At 60.9% G+C, this 21,383-nt stretch carries 19 protein-coding genes; 13 read left to right on the top strand and 6 right to left on the bottom strand.

The features are described 5' to 3' along the window. Positions 1-24: 24 nt before the first annotated feature. On the bottom strand, positions 25-1,620 hold the full coding sequence (gene glpD / locus ACR0DA_RS04430; protein ID WP_480753098.1) for a glycerol-3-phosphate dehydrogenase: 1,596 nt from the start codon (positions 1,618-1,620) through the stop codon (positions 25-27). Positions 1,621-1,838: 218 nt separating this feature from the next. On the opposite strand from glpD, the gene ACR0DA_RS04425 reads away from it, so the two are divergent. The 6 genes from ACR0DA_RS04425 (at position 1,839) to ACR0DA_RS04400 (ending at position 6,604) form a co-directional block, all read left to right on the top strand. Then, positions 1,839-2,600, top strand: coding sequence for a DeoR/GlpR family DNA-binding transcription regulator (locus tag ACR0DA_RS04425; protein WP_480753096.1), 762 nt, complete (start codon positions 1,839-1,841; stop codon positions 2,598-2,600). 110 nt (positions 2,601-2,710) lie between these two features. Beyond that, on the top strand, positions 2,711-2,866 hold the full coding sequence (locus ACR0DA_RS04420) for a DUF5993 family protein (protein ID WP_480753095.1): 156 nt from the start codon (positions 2,711-2,713) through the stop codon (positions 2,864-2,866). 12 nt (positions 2,867-2,878) lie between these two features. Further along, positions 2,879-3,448 (top strand): disulfide bond formation protein B, encoded by a 570-nt coding sequence (locus tag ACR0DA_RS04415; RefSeq protein ID WP_170339003.1) that lies wholly within the window; start codon positions 2,879-2,881, stop codon positions 3,446-3,448. Between the two features lie 34 nt (positions 3,449-3,482). Next, complete coding sequence (locus tag ACR0DA_RS04410) at positions 3,483-3,842, top strand: DUF3302 domain-containing protein (protein WP_093961840.1); 360 nt, start codon at positions 3,483-3,485, stop codon at positions 3,840-3,842. 21 nt (positions 3,843-3,863) lie between these two features. Next, positions 3,864-5,009 (top strand): HlyD family secretion protein, encoded by a 1,146-nt coding sequence (locus tag ACR0DA_RS04405; protein WP_480753093.1) that lies wholly within the window; start codon positions 3,864-3,866, stop codon positions 5,007-5,009. 2 nt (positions 5,010-5,011) lie between these two features. Next, positions 5,012-6,604 (top strand): efflux transporter outer membrane subunit, encoded by a 1,593-nt coding sequence (locus ACR0DA_RS04400; protein WP_480753091.1) that lies wholly within the window; start codon positions 5,012-5,014, stop codon positions 6,602-6,604. A gap of 3 nt (positions 6,605-6,607) precedes the next feature. Here ACR0DA_RS04400 and mprF read toward each other — a convergent pair whose 3' ends face one another. After that, the gene (gene mprF / locus ACR0DA_RS04395; protein WP_170339570.1) at positions 6,608-9,217 is read right to left on the bottom strand and encodes a bifunctional lysylphosphatidylglycerol flippase/synthetase MprF; all 2,610 of its coding nucleotides are present in this window, start codon (positions 9,215-9,217) and stop codon (positions 6,608-6,610) included. A gap of 101 nt (positions 9,218-9,318) precedes the next feature. Beyond that, entirely contained in the window at positions 9,319-9,747 is a 429-nt protein-coding gene (locus ACR0DA_RS04390) for an Lrp/AsnC family transcriptional regulator (RefSeq protein ID WP_093961837.1), read from the bottom strand. Between the two features lie 86 nt (positions 9,748-9,833). On the opposite strand from ACR0DA_RS04390, the gene rocF reads away from it, so the two are divergent. Genes rocF through ACR0DA_RS04375 form a run of 3 tightly spaced genes read left to right on the top strand, consistent with a single transcriptional unit; the run spans position 9,834 to position 12,725 of the window. After that, positions 9,834-10,754 (top strand): arginase, encoded by a 921-nt coding sequence (rocF, locus tag ACR0DA_RS04385; RefSeq protein ID WP_170437258.1) that lies wholly within the window; start codon positions 9,834-9,836, stop codon positions 10,752-10,754. Then, the gene (gene ctlX / locus ACR0DA_RS04380) at positions 10,754-11,674 is read left to right on the top strand and encodes a citrulline utilization hydrolase CtlX (RefSeq protein WP_480753089.1); all 921 of its coding nucleotides are present in this window, start codon (positions 10,754-10,756) and stop codon (positions 11,672-11,674) included. The genes rocF and ctlX overlap by 1 nt, the downstream gene beginning before the upstream one ends. Positions 11,675-11,684: 10 nt before the next feature. Then, the gene (locus ACR0DA_RS04375) at positions 11,685-12,725 is read left to right on the top strand and encodes an ornithine cyclodeaminase (RefSeq protein ID WP_480753087.1); all 1,041 of its coding nucleotides are present in this window, start codon (positions 11,685-11,687) and stop codon (positions 12,723-12,725) included. 170 nt (positions 12,726-12,895) lie between these two features. On the opposite strand, the gene ACR0DA_RS04370 is transcribed toward ACR0DA_RS04375, so the two are convergent. Genes ACR0DA_RS04370 through ACR0DA_RS04360 form a run of 3 tightly spaced genes read right to left on the bottom strand, consistent with a single transcriptional unit; the run spans position 12,896 to position 16,007 of the window. Continuing rightward, complete coding sequence (locus ACR0DA_RS04370; RefSeq protein WP_170339016.1) at positions 12,896-14,299, bottom strand: TRAP transporter large permease; 1,404 nt, start codon at positions 14,297-14,299, stop codon at positions 12,896-12,898. A gap of 3 nt (positions 14,300-14,302) precedes the next feature. Beyond that, positions 14,303-14,932: a TRAP transporter small permease subunit gene (locus ACR0DA_RS04365; protein ID WP_170371412.1), complete on the bottom strand. Its 630-nt coding sequence runs from the start codon at positions 14,930-14,932 to the stop codon at positions 14,303-14,305. 58 nt (positions 14,933-14,990) lie between these two features. Beyond that, positions 14,991-16,007 carry a C4-dicarboxylate TRAP transporter substrate-binding protein gene (locus ACR0DA_RS04360; RefSeq protein ID WP_170340073.1) on the bottom strand — a complete coding sequence of 339 codons (1,017 nt, stop codon included), beginning with the start codon at positions 16,005-16,007 and terminating at the stop codon, positions 14,991-14,993. A 429-nt stretch (positions 16,008-16,436) separates the two neighbouring features. On the opposite strand from ACR0DA_RS04360, the gene acs reads away from it, so the two are divergent. From acs to ACR0DA_RS04340, 4 genes are all read left to right on the top strand, one after another. Then, complete coding sequence (gene acs, locus ACR0DA_RS04355) at positions 16,437-18,401, top strand: acetate--CoA ligase (RefSeq protein ID WP_170371215.1); 1,965 nt, start codon at positions 16,437-16,439, stop codon at positions 18,399-18,401. Between the two features lie 7 nt (positions 18,402-18,408). Then, positions 18,409-19,092, top strand: coding sequence for an adenylate kinase (locus tag ACR0DA_RS04350; protein ID WP_480753085.1), 684 nt, complete (start codon positions 18,409-18,411; stop codon positions 19,090-19,092). Between the two features lie 182 nt (positions 19,093-19,274). Then, positions 19,275-19,559 carry a DUF4212 domain-containing protein gene (locus ACR0DA_RS04345; protein ID WP_093962930.1) on the top strand — a complete coding sequence of 95 codons (285 nt, stop codon included), beginning with the start codon at positions 19,275-19,277 and terminating at the stop codon, positions 19,557-19,559. A 15-nt stretch (positions 19,560-19,574) separates the two neighbouring features. Continuing rightward, complete coding sequence (locus ACR0DA_RS04340; protein ID WP_170357571.1) at positions 19,575-21,359, top strand: sodium:solute symporter family protein; 1,785 nt, start codon at positions 19,575-19,577, stop codon at positions 21,357-21,359. The last annotated feature ends 24 nt before the right edge of the window (positions 21,360-21,383 follow it).

Genomic DNA, 21,383 nt, shown 5'->3' with positions numbered 1-21,383 from the left:
CGCGGGGCGTTTTTCTTTGGTGGGTTACTGACCGGTTTTTAGTTTTTGCCGACGACGCTTCTGCATCCAGGCCTCGATCTGCTCAACCTCCTCGGGTTTCAGGCGCAGTCCCAGTTTGTTTCGACGCCAGATCACATCCTGCGCTGTACGGGCATATTCCTTGTCCATCAGCCATTCGAGCTCACGCTCGGTCAGGGTCGCGCCAAAATCGACGCCCAGATCATCGGCTTGGACCGCGTTCCCGAGGATGATGCGTGCTTCGGTGCCGTACGCATGTACCAGACGGTGCGCCCATTTGTCGGTGAGGAATCCGTAGTTGGCCTTCAATCCGGCAACCAGTGCCTCGACCCCGTCGACCGGGAAATCCCCGCCCGGCAGAGCAACTCCCGCAGTCCAAGGGCCAGAGAGGTCTGGGAAGTGCTCGGCCACCTTCTCCATCGCGCTTTCGGCAAGGCGGCGATAGGTTGTGATCTTGCCACCAAACACGTTGAGGACCGGCGCGCCGCCCTCGGCGTCCACTTTCAATGTGTAGTCCCGCGTAGCTGCCGTGGCGCTTTGGGCGCCATCATCATACAGCGGGCGCACGCCGGAGTAGGTCCAGACAATGTCGTCACGCGAGACCGGCTTCTTGAAGTATTTGGACGCGAAGGCGCACAGATAATCCTGCTCGGCCTCGGTGCAGACGGGCGGCTCGGACGGATCGGGGTGGTCCTGATCAGTGGTCCCGATCAGTGTAAAGTCCTGCTCATAGGGAATGGCGAAGATGATGCGCCCGTCCTCACCTTGGAAGAAGTAACATTTGTCATGGTCGTAGAGACGCGGCGTCACGATATGGCTGCCGCGCACCAGCCGCACGCCCTCGCGTGAGTTCGAACGGATCTTGGTCCGAATGATGTCTCCAACCCACGGCCCGCCCGCATTGATCAGCATCCGCGCGCGCAGTTCACGGGTTTCACCGCTTTCGCAATCCTGCACGGTGATCTGCCAAACATCTTCGCTGCGTTCGGCCGACAGAACCTTGGTGCCCACCAAGATCCGCGCGCCGCGTGCCTCTGCATCGCGTGCGTTCAAGATCACCAGCCTTGAATCCTCGACCCAGCAATCGGAATACTCATACGCGGTTTCGAACTTGTCCTGCAGCGGCGCACCCTCGGGCGTCGTGCGCAGGTTCAATGAACTTGTTCCCGGCAGAATCTTCCGGCCGCCTAGGTTGTCATACATGAACAGCCCCAAACGGATCAGCCAGGCAGGCCGCCGCCCCTTCATCCACGGCATGACCGTCCCCAACAAGCGCGACGTGGGCGTTTCAGAGTCAAACCGCATGTCCGGGTGATACGGCAGAACGAACCGCATCGGCCAACTGATATGCGGCATGGCACGCAAAAGCGTTTCACGTTCGATCAGGGCCTCGCGGACCAGACGGAACTCGAAATACTCCAGATAGCGCAGCCCTCCGTGAAACAGCTTGGTCGAGGCTGACGAGGTGGCCGAGGCCAGATCGTTCATCTCGGCAAGCGTGACGCTCAACCCGCGCCCGGCCGCGTCGCGCGCGATGCCGCAGCCATTGATGCCGCCACCGATGATGAAAAGATCGGTGATCTGGGTGTCCGACTGTTCCATGTTTGATGATTCCATTTGCAAAAGGGTCGCGCGCATTAACGCGACCGACACTCGTTTAGTCAATTTCGATTTTCGTTTTTGTTCGCTTTGTCGCATCCCGTGCAACTTGATCGTCGTTCACTTCTTTCTTCTTCGGAACCCAGTCAAGAAAACATCAGGCTTGCGCTCGATGGCTAAAAAGAACAAAAACGAACAGAGCCACACCCGCGGAGCCGAATATGTCCCTGTCCTTTCGCCAATCCGACATCCTGAGCCTTGCCAAGCAAAACGGGCGTGTCGCGGTCGAAGATCTGGCCGAGCGGTTCAATGTCACTGTTCAGACCATTCGTCGGGACCTGTCGGAACTGTCCGATGCCGGGATGCTGGACCGCGTTCACGGCGGCGCGGTTCTGAGGTCGGGCGTTTCGAATATCGGTTACGAAGACCGCCGCGGACTGAACGACGAAGCCAAGACACGCATTGCCAAACGGTGTGCCGCCGACATACCGGACGGAGCATCGGTGTTCATGAATATCGGCACCTCGACCGAGGCCGTAGCGCGGCAACTTCTGACCCATAAGAACCTGATGGTCGTGACCAACAATATGAACGTGGCCAACATTCTGGTCGAAAACCCTGAATGCGAGATCGTGGTCGCTGGTGGTGTTCTGCGCCGCTCCGATGGAGGCCTGATCGGAAATCTGACCGTCTCGACCATTCGCCAGTTCAAGTTTGACTACGCGGTCATAGGGTGTTCTGCGTTGGATAGCGAAGGCGATCTGCTGGATTTCGATTTTCAGGAAGTGAACGTCAGCCAGACAATCATCGCGCAGGCGCGGCATACCAGCCTTGTTGCCGACCACTCGAAATTCCAGCGGTCGGCCCCGGCCCGCATCACGTCATTGTCCGAAATCGACACGTTCTATACAGACGCACCCGTCACATCCGAACTGGCTGCGTGCTGCCACGAATGGCAGACTCAATTGGTGGTGTGCGGCTAGGGTTCGCTCGCACTTAAGGCGAACGGACGATCCCAAAACTTGCCAGATGGCAGCGGGCCTGACAGTATCACCACCATTGCAATCGTTGCACGGGAGGGGAGGACCGAGCCATGATCGCGCTTTTATTTGCGTTACTTACAGCCGTTATGGCGCTGAACTACTTTGGACGGACAAAAGCCGGAACCGTGGTTTTCTTTCTCACGCTGGCGTTGAGCGTCTATTGGCTCAAGTTTCACGCCACCAGCCAACTGACAATTCAGTTGTAGAAAGGGACGATCATGACACCTGAACTGTCCCGTACTCTGAATGCCCTGGGAATGCTGGCCGTCAGCCTTGTTCTGCTGCTGGCCTATGTCTACCAGCTCAAGCTGTACGAACTGCCCTGCCCGCTCTGCCTGTTGCAGCGAGTTGGCTTCGTCGCGGTTGGTGTTGGTCTGGGCCTGAACCTGCTTTATGGCCCGCGGCCCCAACACTATGCGATCATGCTGATTGCGGCCCTCTACGGCGGCAGCGTGTCGGTGCGGCAGATCCTTCTGCACATCGTGCCGGGAACCGGGCACTATGGCTCTCCGGTGTTGGGCCTGCACTACTATACTTGGGCTGCCATCTGCTTTTTCCTGATCCTGTTGGGCACCGCGATCATGCTGATGTTCGAAAAACAGTATGTCTCGGACACGCGCGCGGAACCACGTTTTGGCGGCAGCACATTGGCAAAGGTTGCGTTCTTCATCATGCTGGGTCTTGCGGTGCTGAACGCCGGTTCGACGCTGTTGGAATGCGGTCCGGGCATCTGCGCCGACCCGCCGACCAGCTACAAATTGATTGACGAACTGGACACCAACAACTGAGGATGGGGCAACCGTCCAGACAGGAGGCGCGACGATGGGACTACTGGGGCAGCCGCTGGGCTATTATGACTACCTGACATTCGTCGCGCTGATCCTGCTGCTGGCGGCGGTCATGGCCTTGTTTCTGTTCATCATGGGCCTGCCAGGCCGCATCGCAATCAAGCGCAACCACCCCCATGCCGAAGCCGTCAAACTGATGGGATGGATGGGGTTTCTGGCGATCATCCCCTGGGTGCACGCCTTTATCTGGGCCTATCATGATGGCATGACCGTGGACATCCGCCGCTTGCCCGAGGGCGAGCGCGAAGCGATCCGCAAGGAGATCGAGCGCCTTGGCGGGCAGGTCAAGGACGAGTACCGGGCCCCTGCTGCAGACGACCCACAGAAAACCTGACGCCGAAGGAAATCCACCACTATGTTCGTCGCCCTCGGCATCACGCTTTTCTACATCATTTTTGTCTGGTTCATTTTCTTCAAAGCACAATGGCTCAAGTTCAACATTGTCTGGGGGATCGTGTCGTTCTGGGTTGGCGCCCATCTGCTGCTGATCTTCCTGGTCGCGCTGCGGTTCTTCCAACCCTTCTCAATCGACAGCCACGTGGTGCGGTCCACCATCCAGATCGTCCCGAAACTGACCCAACCGACCATCCTGACCGAGGTCTTGGTCGAACCCAACACGCCCATCACCAAGGGCGATCCGCTGTACCGGTTTGATGACACGGTGTTCAAGCTGGCCGTCGAGAACGCGCAGGCCCAACTGGTGGCTGCCGAGCAGAACGCCAAAATCCTTGAACAGGACGTGATCGCCGCGACCGAGGCGGTGGAGCGTGCCAATGCCCAGCTGGCCTATGCGATGACGCAGAAGGCGCGCTATGAAAACCTGGTGCCTGCCGGGGGCGCGCGTCAGGACGAACTGGACCGCTGGAACGAACAAGTGACCGAAGATCAGGCTGCGGTCAAACAGGCTGAGGCCAATCTAAGAAAGGCGCAACTTGCGCAGGAATCACAGATCGACGGAGTGAACACCGGTATCCTTCAGGCCAAGGCGCAGCTGGCCGAATCACAGTATTTCCTCGACAATACAACGATCTACGCTCCTGAAAACGGCATGATCGTCTCGCAACAGGCCCGTCCCGGCCTTGTGGTCGGTGATATCCGACTTGGGGCCATCGCCAGCTTCGTGACTGAGGATTCGCCCTATATCCTGGCCACATACCGCCAGCAGAACCTGAAATTCGTCGAACCCGGTCAGCCCGTCGAAGTCGCGCTGGATCTTTATCCGGGTGAAATTCTGACCGGCAAGGTCGAGGCCATCTGGTGGGCCACACGGCAAGGGCAATACCTGCCCTCCGGCCGCCTGCCGGGGTTCGAGATTCCCAAAATTCCCGGGCGCATCGCGGTGCAGATTTCGGTCGACGTCCCCGAAGGGCATACTTTCCCCGCTGGCGGGCACGCGGCCGTGGCCATCTATACCGGGCAAGGGAAAAGCTTTGAGTTTCTGCGGCGCATCAACATTCGCCTCTATTCCTTCGCCAACTTCATCCGACCGCTGGATATCTGAGCATGACACACATGAACCCGGACCATCCGCGCAGGCCACGAAACCGCCGCTGCATGTTGATCGGCACCGCGCTGAGCGCCGCGCTGCTGTTTGCCTGCACCCCGGTCGGGCCGGATTTCGTGCGCCCCAACTCGCCGGTCGTGAAACAGTGGATGGAGGCCAACAGCCCCAGCGCCAGCCAGGCCAGCGGTCTGACATCACGCAGCGCCCCCGTGGTCAAATGGTGGCAGAGCTTCAATGATCCGACCCTGAACAAGCTGGTGGCCGAGGCCTATGCCCAGAACCTGACGCTTCAGGTCGCAGGCGCGCGCGTGTTGCAGGCCCGCGCGCAACTGGGCATCGCATTCGGCGAGCTCTATCCGCAATCTCAGGCCGTGGGCGGATCATTGGAGCGGCGCCGGATCAGCGACAACCTCGGTCCCATTGCCGATATCAACCGGATCATTCCGCTGGATACCGAGTTTTCGACGTCGCAGGTGGGATTTGACGCCCAGTGGGAACTGGACGTCTGGGGCGCGCAGCGGCGCGGCGTGCAGGCGGCGCGATCGAACCTGGCGCTACAGGTCGCCAACTATGACGATGCGCTGGTGACGCTGACGGGCGATGTGGCCGCGCTGTACATCAACATCCGCGCCCTGCAGGAGTCGCTGGCCGTCGCGCGCGAGAACATCAAGCTGCAGCAGGAAGCCAATGATCTGACCCAGTTGCGGTTCAACAATGGTGTGACGACGGAATTGGATGTGCAGGAGTCCACCGCCTTGCTGAACAACACCAAGGCGCTGGTGCCGACGTTGGAAAGCGATTTGCAGCAGGCCAAGAACGCGCTGGCGGTTCTGCTGGGCACGACACCGTCGCGCATGACCGGTTTGCTGGGAACGTCTGGACGGATTCCGTCGGCAAGATCGAACGTCGCCGTCGGCGTTCCGGCCGAATTGCTGCGCCGCCGCCCCGACGTTCGCGCGGCAGAACTGGCCGCAGCCACGCAATCGGCGCAGGTGGGCATCGCCATGGCGGACCTGTATCCGCAGTTCATCCTGTCGGGCTCTATCGGCCTGCAGGCGTCGGGCGGGCGCGACCTGTTCAGCTCGAACAGCACCACGGGTCTGGCCAGCGCCGGCGTGGTCTGGAACGTTCTGAACTATGGGCGGATCAAGAACAACGTGCGCGCGCAGGACGCCGCCTATCAGGCGCTGATCGCCAACTATCAGAACACCGTGCTGACCGCCTATTCCGAGGTCGAAAGCGCCATGGTCGCCTATGCCCAGGCGCGCAAACAGGTGACGTTCTACCAACGCAGCGTCGACGCAGCGCGCAAAGCTGCCGACATCGCCGTCAGCCAGTATCGCGACGGCATCGCAGACTATTCCCGCGTGCTAAACACGCAGACCGCGCTTCTGCGCTCGCAAGCCAACCTGATCGAGGCGCGCCAGCAGGTTTCGTCGAATCTGGTCGCGGTCTACAAAGGTCTGGGCGGGGGCTGGCAGATCCGTCAAAATCAGGAGTTCCTGCCGGAAACCGTACTGGCCGAGATGTCCTATCGCACCGATTGGGGTGACCTGCTGCAGCAGGATCCGACACGGGCAAGTCTGAACTAGGCGCTATTTCGTCAGGCCCGTCAGGCCGCCAGAGATCAGGATGTTCACCTCGTACAGGATGCGCGGCGCGGCCAGACCGCCTGGGCTGGCAAGATAGTTGGGGCTCCACTCCGGGTCGAACTTTTGCTTGAAGGCGCGCAGCCCCTCGAAGTGATAGAACTGCTCGCCGTGCTCGTAAACGAAGCCGCCGATCCGGTTCCAGAGCGAGGCGAGTTGCCGGTTCTCGATCCCGGAAAACGGCGCGGCCCCCAATGAGAACCAATGGAACCCTTGGCCGGCGCCCCAGTTCATCATCTCGGCGAACAGAGCGTCCATGACAAAGCTGGGGCAGTCGGGCTCGTACCGCATCAGATCCAGCGACAATTCCGACTTGTTGCCGCCCTGAAACAGGTTGGCAAAAGCCACGATCTTGCCTGTCTCGCCGTTCTTCAGAACCGCATGATCGAAGTAGGACAAATACTGCTCGTCGAACCCGCCCAGGGCAAAACCCTTTTCCGCGCCCGCCTTGCCTTCCAGCCAGTGATCCGAGATCTGGCGCAGCTCGGGCAGGACCGGTGCAAGCTGTTCTTTGGGAATGATCTCGAAGACATATCCTTCACGCTCGGCCCGGTTCCGGGCCTGACGGAACCGCTTGCGGGATTTGCCGTCCAGCGTGAAGTCCTTCAGCGGAACGCGGGCGACTTCACCGATCTTGAGGATCGACAGCCCGAGGTCCAGAAACGTAGGCAGATACTTGGTGGACACGCTGTAAAATGCGCAGAGCTTGCCTTCGGCATCGGCCATTTCGCGCAACTGCCAAATCAGCTGCTGGCCGGCGGCCTCATCGCCGACAGGCTCGCCCTTGCTGATCAACGCGTTGCCGGAATCGGCATAGGCCAGAAAGGCGCTTTCATCTGGCGCGATCAGGAACTGTTTGTCGCCGGTCAGACTGATCTGCGCCTCGGTGTCTTCGCTGGCAAGCGACAAACGTTCGACCGCCGCAGGGATTTCGGTGCGTTGACGTGCGGGGATCGTACGTCCGAACAACGAGTTCACGGCCACCACCCCGACGATGACCGCCACCACCATGCTGGAGCGCAGGAACCGCGAGGCATCGCCATTCCATGCAAACTCCCACCACAACGCATTTTCGTATTCGACATGGGAATAGGCGAACAACCCGATCCAGAAGATCACCGCCAGCAACGCGATCAGGCTGACCAGCCAGGGAATGTTCAGTCGGAAGATGGAGGCGCCGCTGACCCGGTAGAAAGCCCCCCGAAACAGGGCCAACAAACCGATGGCTGCAAGCATTCCGATGGCCTCATGCGTATCCAGTCCTTTGGCCAGTGACGCAAAGAACCCGGCCAGCATCAGGATCATGGCAACGATCCATGCCCGGTACAGCTTGCGGTACAGCCCCCGCGCCACAAGCAGCAGCAGAACGCCAATGGCGCTTCCGGCCAGATGCGATGCCTCGACGAAGGACAAGGGCAGAAACTCGCGCAGGATCCCCAGCTTCGTCGAGCTGGCAGGCAAGGTGCCGGACACCAGAAGAACCACACCGGCCACTGCCGCGATACCGGCAGCCACCATCGGCACGATTGGCCGGACGGCCCGATAGAACCAAGTAGCCGCGCCGCTGATGTGATGCCGGTGTGCCAGCGCCGAAGCGACGGCGATCGACAGGCTTGCGATGGCAAATGGCAAAAACGTGTAGACAACCCGGTAGAGCAGCAAGGCGGCAATCACGTCCGACCGACCCGAGGCCCCCAGCCCTGCGATCAAAGTGGCTTCGAACACACCGATTCCGCCCGGCGCATGGCTGAGAATCCCAACTGCGATTGCGCAGATATAGATGGTGAAGAAATACGGATAACCGACGCCTAGATCGTCGGGCATCAGAACATAAAGAGCCATCGACGCGCCGAACAGATCCCCGATTGCGGCCAGTGTCAAAAGGCTGGCCAACTTGCCTCCGGGCAGGTCAAATCCCACTCCGCCAAAGGCCAGCCGACGCCCGCCTTTGGCCAGCCATACAAACAGAACCAGCAGACCGACCAGCAGGGCAACCCCGATGACCGTTTCAAGCGTTCCACTGATCGGCAGCGCTTGGGCGATCCCGTCTGGATGAAGCGTCATCATTCCGCCGAGGATCAGGATGAGGCCCATCCAGAAAGCCACCCATGATGTGGCGATCACACCAGCGACCCGTCCCAGATCCAACCCCAGAGACGCGTAGATCCGATAGCGGATCGCAGTGCCCGTGATGTACGAAAATCCGAGGCAATTCGACACCGCATAGCCGCTGGCCCCGGCCATGGCCGCAATGCGAAGCGGGACCGTTCCCCCGGCCACGCTCTGCACGGCGAAGACGTCATAGAAGGACAGAGACAGAAAACTGAAGGCCGTCCAGAACACTGCAAGGAACATTACCCGCCAAGACGTTCCGGCAATGTCAGATTGCACGTCCGACCATTTCACATGGCTCGACAGGTCGTGCAGCACCGTCAACGCGATCAGCGTTATCACCACAGGTATCGCAAGCCTGACGACCGGCTGCTCCAACAGACCGGTCACCCGGGCAATCAGGATTTCCGCCCGCGAGTTTTCGCCTGGGTCTGCTGTGCTCATATTGATTTCCCTGCCCATGGGCTTGATCAAGCCTGCGGGAAAACTCTTGCACAAATCGTTTGGTATTCAAAGCTATGCCGCGCTGGTGAATGGCGGGCGGTTCAAAAGCGGCCTTTTCGGGTGGACAGAAGCAGATTGGTCTCGGAGCGGGTCACGCCTTCGATGCGGCGGATCTGGAACAGAACCTCGTCCAGTTCGGCCAGCGTTTCGGTCCCGATCTCGGCGATCAGGTCCCATCCGCCATTGGTGGAATGCACCGCCCGCACCTGCCGCATCGCCGCGATCCGGGCCATGATGCGCTCGGTCCCGCGCCCTTCGATTTCCAGCATCATCAGCCCGCGCACCGGGCTTTGCGCGACGTCCCGACGGGTCAGGACAGTAAAGCCCACAATCTCACCCGATTGCTTGAGCCGCTGCAGCCGGCTGCGCACGGTCGTCCGCGTTACACCCAGCACTTCTGCAAGCTCTGACAGGGACGCGCGAGCGTCTCGGTGAAGGGCGCTGAGCAAGCGGCTGTCCAGATCGTCCATTCCATGTTTCCATTTTGGATTTTCGGATTTCATTTTGAGCATTTTGCCTCCTTCACGCAACCCGCATTGCACCGCTAAATGAACGTATGGATACCAAATCAGTCATTCTCGTTGGTGCCGGCATGGACGTCGGCAAGCGGCGACAGGGTTGCCGGATGGGACCCGACGCGTACCGCGTGGCCGGAATTGCCGAGGCGCTGTCCGACCTCGGGCACACGGTCACAGACTTTGGCGACACCCGCCCGGACACTGTCGACATGCCGCAACATGATCACCTCTTTGCCCTACCCGAGTGCGTAGGGTGGACGCGGGCTTTGAAACGGGTTGCGCAACAGGCGGCCCAACAAGGTCTGCCGATCTTTTTGGGGGGCGACCACGCCCTGTCGATGGGCACGGTCTCTGGCATGGCCGCCCATGCGCAGAAGGTCGGGCGCCCGTTGTTCGTGCTTTGGCTGGACGCGCACAGCGATTTCCACACGCCCAACAGCACCGGCAGTGGCAACCTGCATGGCACGCCGGTCGCCTATTTCACCGGCCAGCCCGGGTTCGACGCTTTCCCAGCTTTGGATGCTCCGATACCCACGGACCGCGTCGGCATGATCGGCCTGCGCTCGGTCGATCCGGCCGAGCGCGCCGCGCTGGAGAAAGACCGCGCCATGCTGGCCGATATGCGCAGCATCGACGAACACGGCATCAAAGCTCCGCTGATGGCCTTTCTGGACCGCGTCCGCGCCGCGAACGGTATTCTGCATGTCTCGCTGGACGTGGATTTCCTTGACCCCGCCATCGCGCCGGCCGTCGGCACCACCGTTCCCGGCGGCGCGACCGAACGCGAGGCGCATCTGGTCATGGAACTGCTGCACGAAAGCGGGCTGGTCTGCTCGCTGGACCTGGTCGAACTGAACCCCTTTCTCGATGAACGCGGCCGCACCGCGAAACTTATGGTCGACCTGGCCGCCTCGCTGCTTGGGCGCCGCATCTTCGACCGCATTACCCGGAGCTTCTGATGCATTCCCTTCAGGCCCCTTCGGCGGTGGTCATGATCCGGCCACACGCCTTTGCCTCGAACCCCGAGACCCGTGACGACAATGCGTTCCAGACGCTGGCCAACCGCTCGGCCAAGGCGACCTCGGCCGCAGCCCGCGACGAGCATGACCGCGCGGTCGAGCAACTGCGCAACGCCGGCGTGACCGTGCATGTGTTCGACGATTTCGGTGACAACGACACGCCCGACAGCGTGTTTCCGAACAACTGGTTCTCGACCCATCCGGGCGGACACGTGGCGATCTATCCGATGTTCGTCCCCTCGCGCCGGCGCGAACGGCGGATGGATGTGATCAAGATGCTGAAACGCGACTATCGCGTACAGGACGTGATCGACTATTCCGGGCTCGAGCAGGACAACCTCGCGCTGGAGGGCACCGGTGCGATGGTGCTCGATCACGTCGGGCGCATTGCCTATACCGTCAAATCCAACCGCGCCGACCCGGTGCTGCTGGAACGGTTCTGCACCCATTTCAACTACGAGCCCATCGCCTTCGAGGCCCGCGACGCGCAAGGCCGCGATGTCTATCACACCAATGTATTGATGGGGATCGGCACGCATTACGCCCTGATCTGTCTGGACATGATCACCGACCCCGAGCGGCGCGCGACCGTTCGGGCGCGGCTCGAGGAATCCGGCCGCACGGTGATCGACCTGACCCACGACCAGATCGCCGAATTTGCCGGTAACGCCATCGAACTGACAGGCCGCGACGGGCTGGTTCTGGCGCTGTCCAGCCGGGCATTGGCCGCGCTGCGCCCGGATCAGATCGACATCATCCAGGACAGCGCGACGCCCCTGCCGCTGTCCGTTCCCACCATCGAAACCGCCGGCGGGTCGGTGCGCTGCATGATCGCAGGCATCCACCTGTCACGCCGCTAGGAGAGACCCCATGCAACCTTCCGACAAGGCGCTTGTTCCCTTCGTATCCGTCAACAACATGATGCGGCTGATCCACCACATCGGTGTCGAAAGAATGATCATCGAGATCGCCACCCAGATCGAGGACGATTTCAAACGCTGGGAGAGCTTTGACAAGACCCCGCGCATCCCGGCCCATTCCCCACATGGCGTGATCGAACTGATGCCGACCTCGGACGGCGAGGCCTATGGGTTCAAATATGTGAACGGCCACCCCAAGAACACATCCGAGGGCCTGCAGACCGTCACGGCGTTCGGCCTGCTTGCGGACGTGTACACCGGGTATCCGACCCTGTTGACCGAGATGACGATGCTGACGGCGCTGCGCACCGCGGCCACTTCGGCGCTGGTCGGCAAGTACCTAGCCCCCAAGAATGCGTCCACGATGGCGATGATCGGCAATGGCGCGCAGTCCGAATTCCAATGCCTGGCCTTCAAGGCCATGTGCGGGATTGATACCGTTCGCCTTTATGACATTGATCCCGCCGCCACCGCGAAATGCGCGGCCAATCTGCAAGGGACCGGCTTGAAGGTGTTTTCGTGCCGCTCGGCCGAAGAGGCGATCGAGGGTGCGCAGATCATCACCACCTGCACCGCCGACAAGAAATATGCCACCATCCTGACCGACAACATGGTCGGCCCGGGCGTGCACATCAACGCGATCGGAGGCGACTGCCCCGGAAAGACCGAATTGCATCGCGACATTCTTCTGCGGTCCGACATCTTCGTGGAATACCCCGAGCAGACCCGGATCGAAGGTGAAATTCAAGCGCTGGACCCTGACCACCCGGTCACCGAGATGTGGCAGGTCATCACCGGCCAGGCGGAAGGTCGCCGTGACGACCGGCAGATCACTCTGTTCGACAGCGTTGGTTTCGCGATCGAGGACTTCTCGGCCCTGCGCTACGTCAAGCGCGCGATCGAGGGAACCGAGTTTTTCGAGCCCCTGGACATGCTGGCGGACCCGGACGATCCGCGCGACCTGTTTGGCATGCTCATGCGGGCCAAGTGAGCCGTATCGCCCTGTTTTGCGGTTAGGCCGGATGGGGGCGCTGCCCCCGTTCAGTCTTTGCGACACTGAGGTATTGGGTCCACTGAGGCACCGAGACTTCGTGCCGCCCGAATTTTCTATGCGCGCGGCAGAGCCATGCATCACAGCCCGTGCCTGGATTGCCCAAAACCTCAGCCGGCAAGCGATGGCAGATACAGAACGATCGCCGGAAACGCGACCAGCAGCGCAATCGTCACCGCATCAGCGACGAAGAACGGGGCCACGCCCTTGAACACATCCTGAACACTCAGGTCCGGGCGCACGCCAGCGACCACGAAGCAGTTCAGGCCGATTGGCGGCGTGATCAGACAGAACTCGGCCATCTTGACCACCAGAATACCAAACCAGATCGCGCACATGGGGCCCGACATGCCGAATGTGCTGTCGGCCGCGCTTACCGCCTCGCCCCCGTTCAGGGCCATGACGGCAGGATAGACCACCGGCAGAGTCAGCAGCAGCATCCCGATTGCATCCATGAACATGCCAAGCACGGCATAGGCCAACAGGATACAGATCAGGATCAGCATGGGTGACATATGGAGGGAGGTGATCCAATCCGAGAACGCCCCAGGCAGGTCGGCGAAACCCAGAAAGCGCACGTAGATCAAGACACCCCAGATGATCGAGAAGATCATCGCCGTCAGCTTGGCGGTTTCCAACAACGCCGACTTCAGCTCGGTCCAGCGCATGCCGTGAAACAGCGCAAAGCAGAACACGATGAATGCACCGATTGCGCCGCCCTCGGTCGGCGTTCCCCACGCCTTGTCACCAAATGGGTTGTAGACAAAACAGATGATGATCAGGATTACCGCGAAGATCGGTAGCGCACCGGGCAACGCGGCAAAGCGCTGTTTCCAGGTAAAGCCACGCACCGGCGGACCCACATTTTTGAAGAAAACCGCGATACCGATGATCAGCAGTCCGTAGATCACCGCTGAAAACGCACCGGGGATGAACCCGGCGAGCAGCAGTTTGCCCACGTCCTGCTCGACGATGATCGCATAGATCACGAGGATCGCGGAAGGTGGGATCAGCGACGCCAAAGTACCGCCAGCGGCCACGACGCCTGCGGCAAACCTTTTGTTGTAGCCGACGTCCAGCATCTCGGGGATGGCAATGCGGGCAAAGACGGCCGACGTAGCCACCGACGCGCCTGACACGGCTGCAAAACCGGCGGTCGCGAAAACCGTGGACACCGCCAAACCGCCCGGCACCCAGGCGACCCAGCGCTTGGCCGCTTCGAACAACGCCCGGGTCAAACCTGCGTAATAGGCCAGGTATCCGATCAGGATGAAAGTTGGGATCAGGCTGAGCGTGTGCGAAGCCACTTTGGAATGCGGCACCTGCCCCGCCGTCTTGACGGCAACGGTCAAAGCCTTGCCAAACCGATCCGGGTCGTATCCGAATTTGGCCCAGAATATCCAGACCAGCCCTACCAGCCCTGCGAGGCCTGCGGCAAACGCAACGCGCATGCCCGCGACGACAAGAACCAGCAGGCCGCCCGTGACCCACAGGCCGATTTCAATCGTGTCCATTTGTCAGTCCTGCCTCTCAAACTGCTCGGCTTCGGCCGCGGCCTGCGCGGCGGCGTCCTGAATCAGCGGCACCGCAACCGGAGACTCCAGACCCAACAGGAACGCCCGACCATACCCCCAGATCTGGAGGCACAACCGCAGACACAAAACGGAGAAGGCAACTGGCGCCAACAGCTTGGCGGGCCAGATCGGAATACCGATGTCGATCGAGCTGTCACGGCTCCACATCGGTGCGCCGAAATCAAACGATCGATCGAAATGGGACCAGCTGCCCCAGACCAAAGCCAACATCAGGACCAGGATCAGCACGACCGAAATCAGCTCGAACAACCACATTGCGCGCCCGTGCAGCCGCGCGATCACGATGTCCATGCGGATGTGCCCGCCGTCTCGCTGCACATAGGAAATGCCAAGAAACGCGATCAGAGGCATGGCCTGCTCGATCCAGTCGACATAGCCCGGCAATGGCGCGTTGATCGCGTTGCGTCCGCTGACGGACACAACAGCCAACACCATCAATCCGAAAACGGCGATTCCACTGAGAAGGGCCAGAAATCGTTCAAGTTGCAGCAATTGCCGGTCGAGACGGCTCAGGAGGCTGCCGTCCTCCAATACCGTGGCGTGTCCTGCCATCCGGTTGTCCCCTGTTCCAGATGATCCCGGGGGCGTTTCAGCCCCCGGCTGTTTTTTATCAGTTGCCGCCGCGCTGCTGCTTCAGCGTTGCCTGCACCAGGTCGTAAAGATCCTGCGCCGGCAGGCCTTGGGCGGACATGTCAGCAATCCACTGGTCGCGGATCGGGTCGGCCGCCTTGGCACGGAACTCGTCCAGAACGGAGTCATCGATCATCACTTTCTGAACGCCCTTTTCTTCGAGCACGCCATCCCACTTTTTCAGTAGCTCACCGTAGTTGGTCAGGTAGTGGTCAATCGCCTCGTCGATCGAGCTGTCCAGCGCCTCACGGTGCTCGGGCGGCAGTGCTTCATAGGCGTCGATGTTCACGACCACTGGGCAGTTCACCGTGCCGGGGTTCAGGTTCGCGGTCCACCAGTCGGCCTCATTGATGGTGCCGAACGACAGGTGTGCGTGCTGAGCAAATGCGACGGTGTCCACAACACCGGACTGCATCGCATTATAGGCTTCGGTCGCCGGAACCGATGTCGGAACGGCACCAACGGCCTCGAACGCCTGACCAAGGCCCCCGGTCGCACGAACGCGCATACCTTCAAACTCTGCCAGTTCGTCACGCGGCTCGCCTGTCCCGACCAGATTGTACTGCGGCATCGGCGAGGTCATGAGGATCCGAGCATTCCACTGAGCCATCTCTTCCTTGACCGCAGGGTGATCGTAGACCGCGTGGCTGACGGCCACTTCCTCATCCAGTGTGTTCACACCCAGGAACGGCAGTTCCAGGACGGTGATCGCGCGGTTCTTGTCGCGATGGTAACCAGCGCAGAACTGGGCCATCTCGAAGGCGCCGATTTCGATGCCGTCCAGGTTTTCCTTGGGCTTGGAAAGGCCGCCATAGCTGACGTTGATGGTGAACGCGCCATCGGTTTTCTCGCTGACCAGTTCGGCCAGTTTCTCAACATGTTCGGTGAAGGCGCGGCGCTTGCCCCAGACCGAGGCATTCCACTCGGTCGCAGCCGCCTCGGTGACAAAAGCAACGCCAAGGGCGGCGATGGCCGCTCCGCTCAACATCTTGTTCATAATGATCTCTCCCATTGGTGCACCCCCTCCCGGGGCGCTTGAGAGTCAAGCTAGCGCCAACATCGACACGTGCCAAGCCCCGCCGCCCGAATGGTGCACCCGTGAAAGCGTTGATTTCTGCACGGCCCAGAAAGCCCCGCCGACACGTTCGACCCACAGGAGAAAAGGTGTCACACTGGGCCGTTAACAACTCCATAATCTGTAAGTGTTTGTTTTTTAACATGTTATCGCAAACTCAACTCGGTCGAATTTACAAAATGGCTCGAGAAACGGAAACTTGTTTACAAACAAATCCAAGGATTACGGCAATTTATTTCTTTCTTTTCTCGAAGGCGTATTATCCCGACCGGGGAGGAAACGGATCGACAATGCCAATCAATTGGGCAAACTCGATCCACCCGAAGTCCAGTCAGAGGGAGGAGCCTCAGAATGACCACCGCTGCCCAGGCAGAAGCCAAGGTATTTCCGCCATCCGCAGAAACCGTCGCTCGCGCTCATGTCGATGCCGAAAAATACACCCAGATGTACGAGGCATCTGTCAACGACCCCGTGAAATTCTGGGGTGAGCATGGCAAGCGGATCGACTGGATCAAGCCCTACACCCAGGTCAAGGACGTCAACTACGATTTCGGCTCGGTCAAGATCAACTGGTATGCCGACGGCACGCTGAACGTCTCGGCCAACTGCCTGGACCGTCACCTGAAGACCCGCGGCGATCAGACCGCGATCATCTGGGAACCGGATGATCCGAACGACGAAGCCCAGCACATCACCTATGCCGAGCTGCACCGCCGCACCTGCCGCATGGCGAACATTCTGGAATCGATGGGCGTGCGCAAAGGCGACCGGGTCGTCATCTATCTGCCGATGATCCCCGAGGCCGCGTATGCCATGCTCGCCTGTGCCCGCATCGGCGCGATCCACTCGATCGTGTTTGCCGGCTTCTCGCCCGACGCGCTGGCCGCTCGGGTCAACGGTTGCGACGCCAAGGTCATAATCACCGCCGACGAGGCCCCGCGCGGCGGCCGCAAGACTCCGCTGAAATCGAACGCCGACGCCGCCCTGCTGCACTGCAAGGACACGGTAAAGTGTCTGGTGGTCAAGCGTACTGGTGGCCAGACCACCTGGATCGACGGGCGCGACTACGACTACAACGAAATGGCGCTGGAGGCCGACGATTATTGTGCGCCGGCCGAGATGAACGCCGAAGACCCGCTGTTCATCCTCTACACCTCGGGCTCGACCGGACAGCCGAAAGGCGTGGTGCACACCACGGGTGGGTATCTGGTTTACGCCGCGATGACCCACGAAATCACCTTCGACTATCATGACGGCGACATCTACTGGTGTACGGCGGACGTGGGCTGGGTCACCGGCCACAGCTATATCGTCTATGGCCCGCTGGCCAATGGCGCGACCACACTGATGTTCGAAGGCGTGCCGACCTATCCCGACGCCTCGCGGTTCTGGCAGGTTTGCGAGAAGCACAAGGTCAACCAGTTCTACACCGCCCCCACCGCGATCCGCGCGCTCATGGGTCAGGGCAACGAGTTCGTAGAAAAATGCGACCTGAGTTCCCTGAAAACGCTCGGCACGGTGGGCGAACCCATCAACCCCGAGGCCTGGAACTGGTACAATGAGGTGGTCGGCAAGGGGAAATGCCCGATCGTCGACACCTGGTGGCAGACCGAGACCGGCGGCCACATGATGACCCCCCTGCCCGGCGCGCATGCGACCAAGCCCGGCTCGGCGATGAAACCCTTCTTTGGCGTTCAACCCGTCGTGCTGGATCCGCAGTCGGGCGTCGAGATCACCGGCAACGGGGTCGAAGGCGTGCTGTGCATCAAGGACAGCTGGCCGGGCCAGATGCGCACCGTATGGGGCGACCATGAGCGGTTCGAGAAGACCTATTTCTCGGACTACAAGGGGTATTACTTCACCGGTGACGGCTGCCGCCGCGACGAAGATGGCGATTACTGGATCACCGGCCGCGTCGATGACGTCATCAACGTGTCTGGCCACCGCATGGGTACCGCCGAAGTCGAAAGCGCACTGGTGGCTCACGCCGCCGTCGCCGAAGCGGCCGTCGTTGGTTATCCCCATGAAATCAAGGGCCAAGGCATCTATTGCTACGTCACCCTGATGAATGACCGAGAGCCCTCGGATGAATTGCTGAAAGAGCTGCGCACATGGGTCCGGACAGAAATCGGACCGATCGCCAGCCCCGACGTGATCCAGTGGGCTCCGGGCCTGCCCAAGACCCGTTCGGGCAAGATCATGCGCCGCATTCTGCGCAAGATCGCCGAGAACGACTTCGGCTCGCTGGGCGATACCTCGACCCTGGCCGACCCGTCCGTCGTCGAAGATCTGATCGCCAACCGGGCCAACAAGTGAGGGCGTGATGCAGGCTGAAACAATCACAAAGCCCGCTGTCCTGATCCTTCTCGGCCCTCCGGGCGCCGGGAAGGGCACACAGGCGCGAATGCTGGAACAGAAATTCGGCCTTGTGCAACTCAGCACGGGCGACCTGCTGCGCGCCGCAGTTGCTGCCGGAACCGAGGCCGGAAAGGCCGCGAAAGCGGTGATGGAAGCCGGCGACCTGGTCAGCGATGATATCGTCATCGCAATCCTGCGCGATCGCATTGCCGAACCAGACTGCGCGCGTGGTGTCATCCTGGATGGGTTTCCCCGCACCACGGTTCAGGCCGAAGCGCTGGACAAGCTGCTGGCCGAAAACGGACAGAAGGTGAATGCGGCCATCAGCCTCGAGGTCGAGGACGCCGAGATGGTCACCCGGATCGTCGGACGCTACACCTGCGCAATGTGCGGTGAAGGCTACCACGATCAGTACAAGCAGCCGAAGGTTGACGGTGTTTGTGACAAGTGCGGCAGCACCGAATTCAGCCGCCGCGCCGATGACAATGCCGAAACCGTGGCGTCCCGGCTGGAGGCCTATCACGAACAAACCGCGCCTTTGATCGACTACTACAAGGATCGCGGCGTACTCAGAAAACTGGATGCCATGGGGCAGATCGATCAGATCGCCCGTGGCCTGGAAAGCATCGTGGGCGACGCGATGCGGTAAGGGGAAGAGGACTCCCCAAAGCGGGCACTGACCCCGACACGAGTTTCTTCAACGGAACCGCTCTGGCGGACCGGAGAAGCTTTGCCTGGCGCCATCGCGGCGCTCGGCGCAATCGAATGGCGGCCCTACGCCGGAGGACAAATGCACCGGGCCGCCCTGGAGGAACCAAGGAGGAAACCGCAATGGCGGATAATTCAACAAACTCCGCGCAGACTGCCGAGTCCGACAAGGGCTATTGGCAGGCAAACCTGCGTCTCATCTACATCAGCCTCATCATCTGGGCGCTGGTGTCTTTCGGGTTCGGCATTCTGCTGCGCCCGTTGCTGTCGGGCATCGCCGTCGGCGGCACCGACCTGGGCTTCTGGTTCGCGCAACAGGGATCGATCCTGGTCTTTCTGGCGCTGATCTTCTTCTACGCCTGGCGCATGAACAAACTGGATGCCGAATACGGCGTCGAAGAAGAATAAGGGAGCCAGGGGACAATGGATCAGTTTACCATCAACCTGCTGTTTGTGGGCGCGTCCTTTGCGCTCTACATCGGCATCGCGATCTGGGCCCGGGCGGGATCCACATCGGAATTCTATGCCGCCGGACGCGGCATTCACCCGGTCACCAACGGCATGGCCACGGCAGCAGACTGGATGTCGGCGGCCTCGTTCATCTCGATGGCGGGCCTGATTGCCTTTACCGGCTATGACAACAGCTCGTTCCTGATGGGCTGGACCGGCGGCTACGTGCTGCTGGCGCTTCTGCTTGCGCCCTATCTGCGCAAGTTCGGCAAGTTCACCGTGTCCGAGTTCATCGGCGATCGCTTCTACAGCCAGACCGCGCGCGTCGTGGCGGTGATCTGTCTGATCGTGGCCTCGGTCACTTATGTGATCGGCCAGATGACCGGCGTGGGCGTGGCCTTCGGCCGCTTTCTGGAAGTGTCGAACACCACCGGTCTGCTGATCGGCGCGGGCGTCGTGTTCGCCTATGCGGTGTTCGGCGGTATGAAGGGTGTGACCTATACCCAGGTCGCTCAGTACTGCGTGCTGATCACCGCCTACACCATTCCGGCGATCTTCATCTCGCTGCAGCTGACCGGCAACCCGATCCCGGCCCTGGGCCTGTTCGGCGACACCGCCGGCGGTGAGCCGCTGCTGACCAAGCTGGATGCCATCGTGGCCGAGCTGGGCTTTGCGGAATACACCGCTCATCATTCGAACACGCTGAACATGGTTCTGTTCACCCTGTCGCTGATGATCGGCACCGCCGGCCTGCCGCACGTCATCATGCGCTTCTTCACCGTTCCCAAAGTGTCGGACGCCCGCTGGTCGGCCGGTTGGGCGCTGGTGTTCATCGCGCTGCTGTACCTGACCGCCCCTGCGGTTGGTGCCATGGCCCGTCTGAATATCACCGACATGATGTGGCCGAACGGCGGCATCGAAGGCGGCGCTGTTTCGCTTGAGCAGATCGACAACGATGCCCGGTATGACTGGATGGCCACCTGGCAGAAAACCGGCCTGCTGGACTGGGAAGACAAGAACGGCGACGGCAAGATCCAGTACTACAACGACAAGAATGCCGACATGCAGGCGCTTGCCGAAGAAAAGGGCTGGGTCGGCAACGAGTTGACCAAGTTCAACCGCGACATCCTGGTTCTGGCCAACCCCGAAATCGCCAACCTGCCGGGTTGGGTGATCGGTCTGGTCGCGGCCGGTGGTCTTGCGGCTGCGCTTTCGACCGCTGCGGGCCTGCTGCTGGCAATCTCGTCGGCGGTGTCGCACGACCTGATCAAGGGCTCGATCAACCCGAGCATCTCGGAGAAGGGCGAGCTTCTGGCGGCGCGGATCGCAATGGCCGTGGCCATCGTGGTTGCCACCTATCTGGGCCTCAACCCTCCGGGCTTTGCGGCGCAAACCGTGGCGTTGGCCTTCGGTCTGGCGGCGGCCTCGATCTTCCCGGCACTGATGATGGGGATCTTCTCGACCCGCATCAACAACACCGGCGCGGTCGCGGGCATGCTGGCTGGTCTGACCGTCACCCTGGTCTACATCTTCCTGCACAAGGGCTGGCTGTTCATTCCGGGCACCAACTCGTTCACCGATGCAGACCCGCTGCTGGGTCCGATCAAATCGACCTCGTTCGGTGCGATCGGCGCCATGGTCAACTTCGGCGTCGCCTATGTGGTTGCTGGCATGACCAAGGAAACCCCGCAGGAGATCAAGGATCTGGTCGAAAGCGTGCGCATTCCCCGTGGTGCGGGCGCGGCTCAGGACCACTGAGCCGGATGCGGTCCGCGATGATGC

This window comes from Ruegeria sp. CI8 (assembly GCF_056536865.1).
The sequence above is the reverse complement of the archived record's forward strand: the minus strand, read 5'-3'. Positions and strand labels throughout refer to the sequence as shown.

What these genes read in the sequence shown, in the direction of transcription:
- glpD (WP_480753098.1), bottom strand. Translation starts at nt 1,620, where the DNA reads ATGGAACAGTCGGACACCCAGATCACCGATCTTTTCATCATCGGTGGC.
- ACR0DA_RS04425 (WP_480753096.1), top strand. Translation starts at nt 1,839, where the DNA reads ATGTCCCTGTCCTTTCGCCAATCCGACATCCTGAGCCTTGCCAAGCAA.
- ACR0DA_RS04420 (WP_480753095.1), top strand. Translation starts at nt 2,711, where the DNA reads ATGATCGCGCTTTTATTTGCGTTACTTACAGCCGTTATGGCGCTGAAC.
- ACR0DA_RS04415 (WP_170339003.1), top strand. Translation starts at nt 2,879, where the DNA reads ATGACACCTGAACTGTCCCGTACTCTGAATGCCCTGGGAATGCTGGCC.
- ACR0DA_RS04410 (WP_093961840.1), top strand. Translation starts at nt 3,483, where the DNA reads ATGGGACTACTGGGGCAGCCGCTGGGCTATTATGACTACCTGACATTC.
- ACR0DA_RS04405 (WP_480753093.1), top strand. Translation starts at nt 3,864, where the DNA reads ATGTTCGTCGCCCTCGGCATCACGCTTTTCTACATCATTTTTGTCTGG.
- ACR0DA_RS04400 (WP_480753091.1), top strand. Translation starts at nt 5,012, where the DNA reads ATGACACACATGAACCCGGACCATCCGCGCAGGCCACGAAACCGCCGC.
- mprF (WP_170339570.1), bottom strand. Translation starts at nt 9,217, where the DNA reads ATGAGCACAGCAGACCCAGGCGAAAACTCGCGGGCGGAAATCCTGATT.
- ACR0DA_RS04390 (WP_093961837.1), bottom strand. Translation starts at nt 9,747, where the DNA reads ATGGACGATCTGGACAGCCGCTTGCTCAGCGCCCTTCACCGAGACGCT.
- rocF (WP_170437258.1), top strand. Translation starts at nt 9,834, where the DNA reads ATGGATACCAAATCAGTCATTCTCGTTGGTGCCGGCATGGACGTCGGC.
- ctlX (WP_480753089.1), top strand. Translation starts at nt 10,754, where the DNA reads ATGCATTCCCTTCAGGCCCCTTCGGCGGTGGTCATGATCCGGCCACAC.
- ACR0DA_RS04375 (WP_480753087.1), top strand. Translation starts at nt 11,685, where the DNA reads ATGCAACCTTCCGACAAGGCGCTTGTTCCCTTCGTATCCGTCAACAAC.
- ACR0DA_RS04370 (WP_170339016.1), bottom strand. Translation starts at nt 14,299, where the DNA reads ATGGACACGATTGAAATCGGCCTGTGGGTCACGGGCGGCCTGCTGGTT.
- ACR0DA_RS04365 (WP_170371412.1), bottom strand. Translation starts at nt 14,932, where the DNA reads ATGGCAGGACACGCCACGGTATTGGAGGACGGCAGCCTCCTGAGCCGT.
- ACR0DA_RS04360 (WP_170340073.1), bottom strand. Translation starts at nt 16,007, where the DNA reads ATGAACAAGATGTTGAGCGGAGCGGCCATCGCCGCCCTTGGCGTTGCT.
- acs (WP_170371215.1), top strand. Translation starts at nt 16,437, where the DNA reads ATGACCACCGCTGCCCAGGCAGAAGCCAAGGTATTTCCGCCATCCGCA.
- ACR0DA_RS04350 (WP_480753085.1), top strand. Translation starts at nt 18,409, where the DNA reads ATGCAGGCTGAAACAATCACAAAGCCCGCTGTCCTGATCCTTCTCGGC.
- ACR0DA_RS04345 (WP_093962930.1), top strand. Translation starts at nt 19,275, where the DNA reads ATGGCGGATAATTCAACAAACTCCGCGCAGACTGCCGAGTCCGACAAG.
- ACR0DA_RS04340 (WP_170357571.1), top strand. Translation starts at nt 19,575, where the DNA reads ATGGATCAGTTTACCATCAACCTGCTGTTTGTGGGCGCGTCCTTTGCG.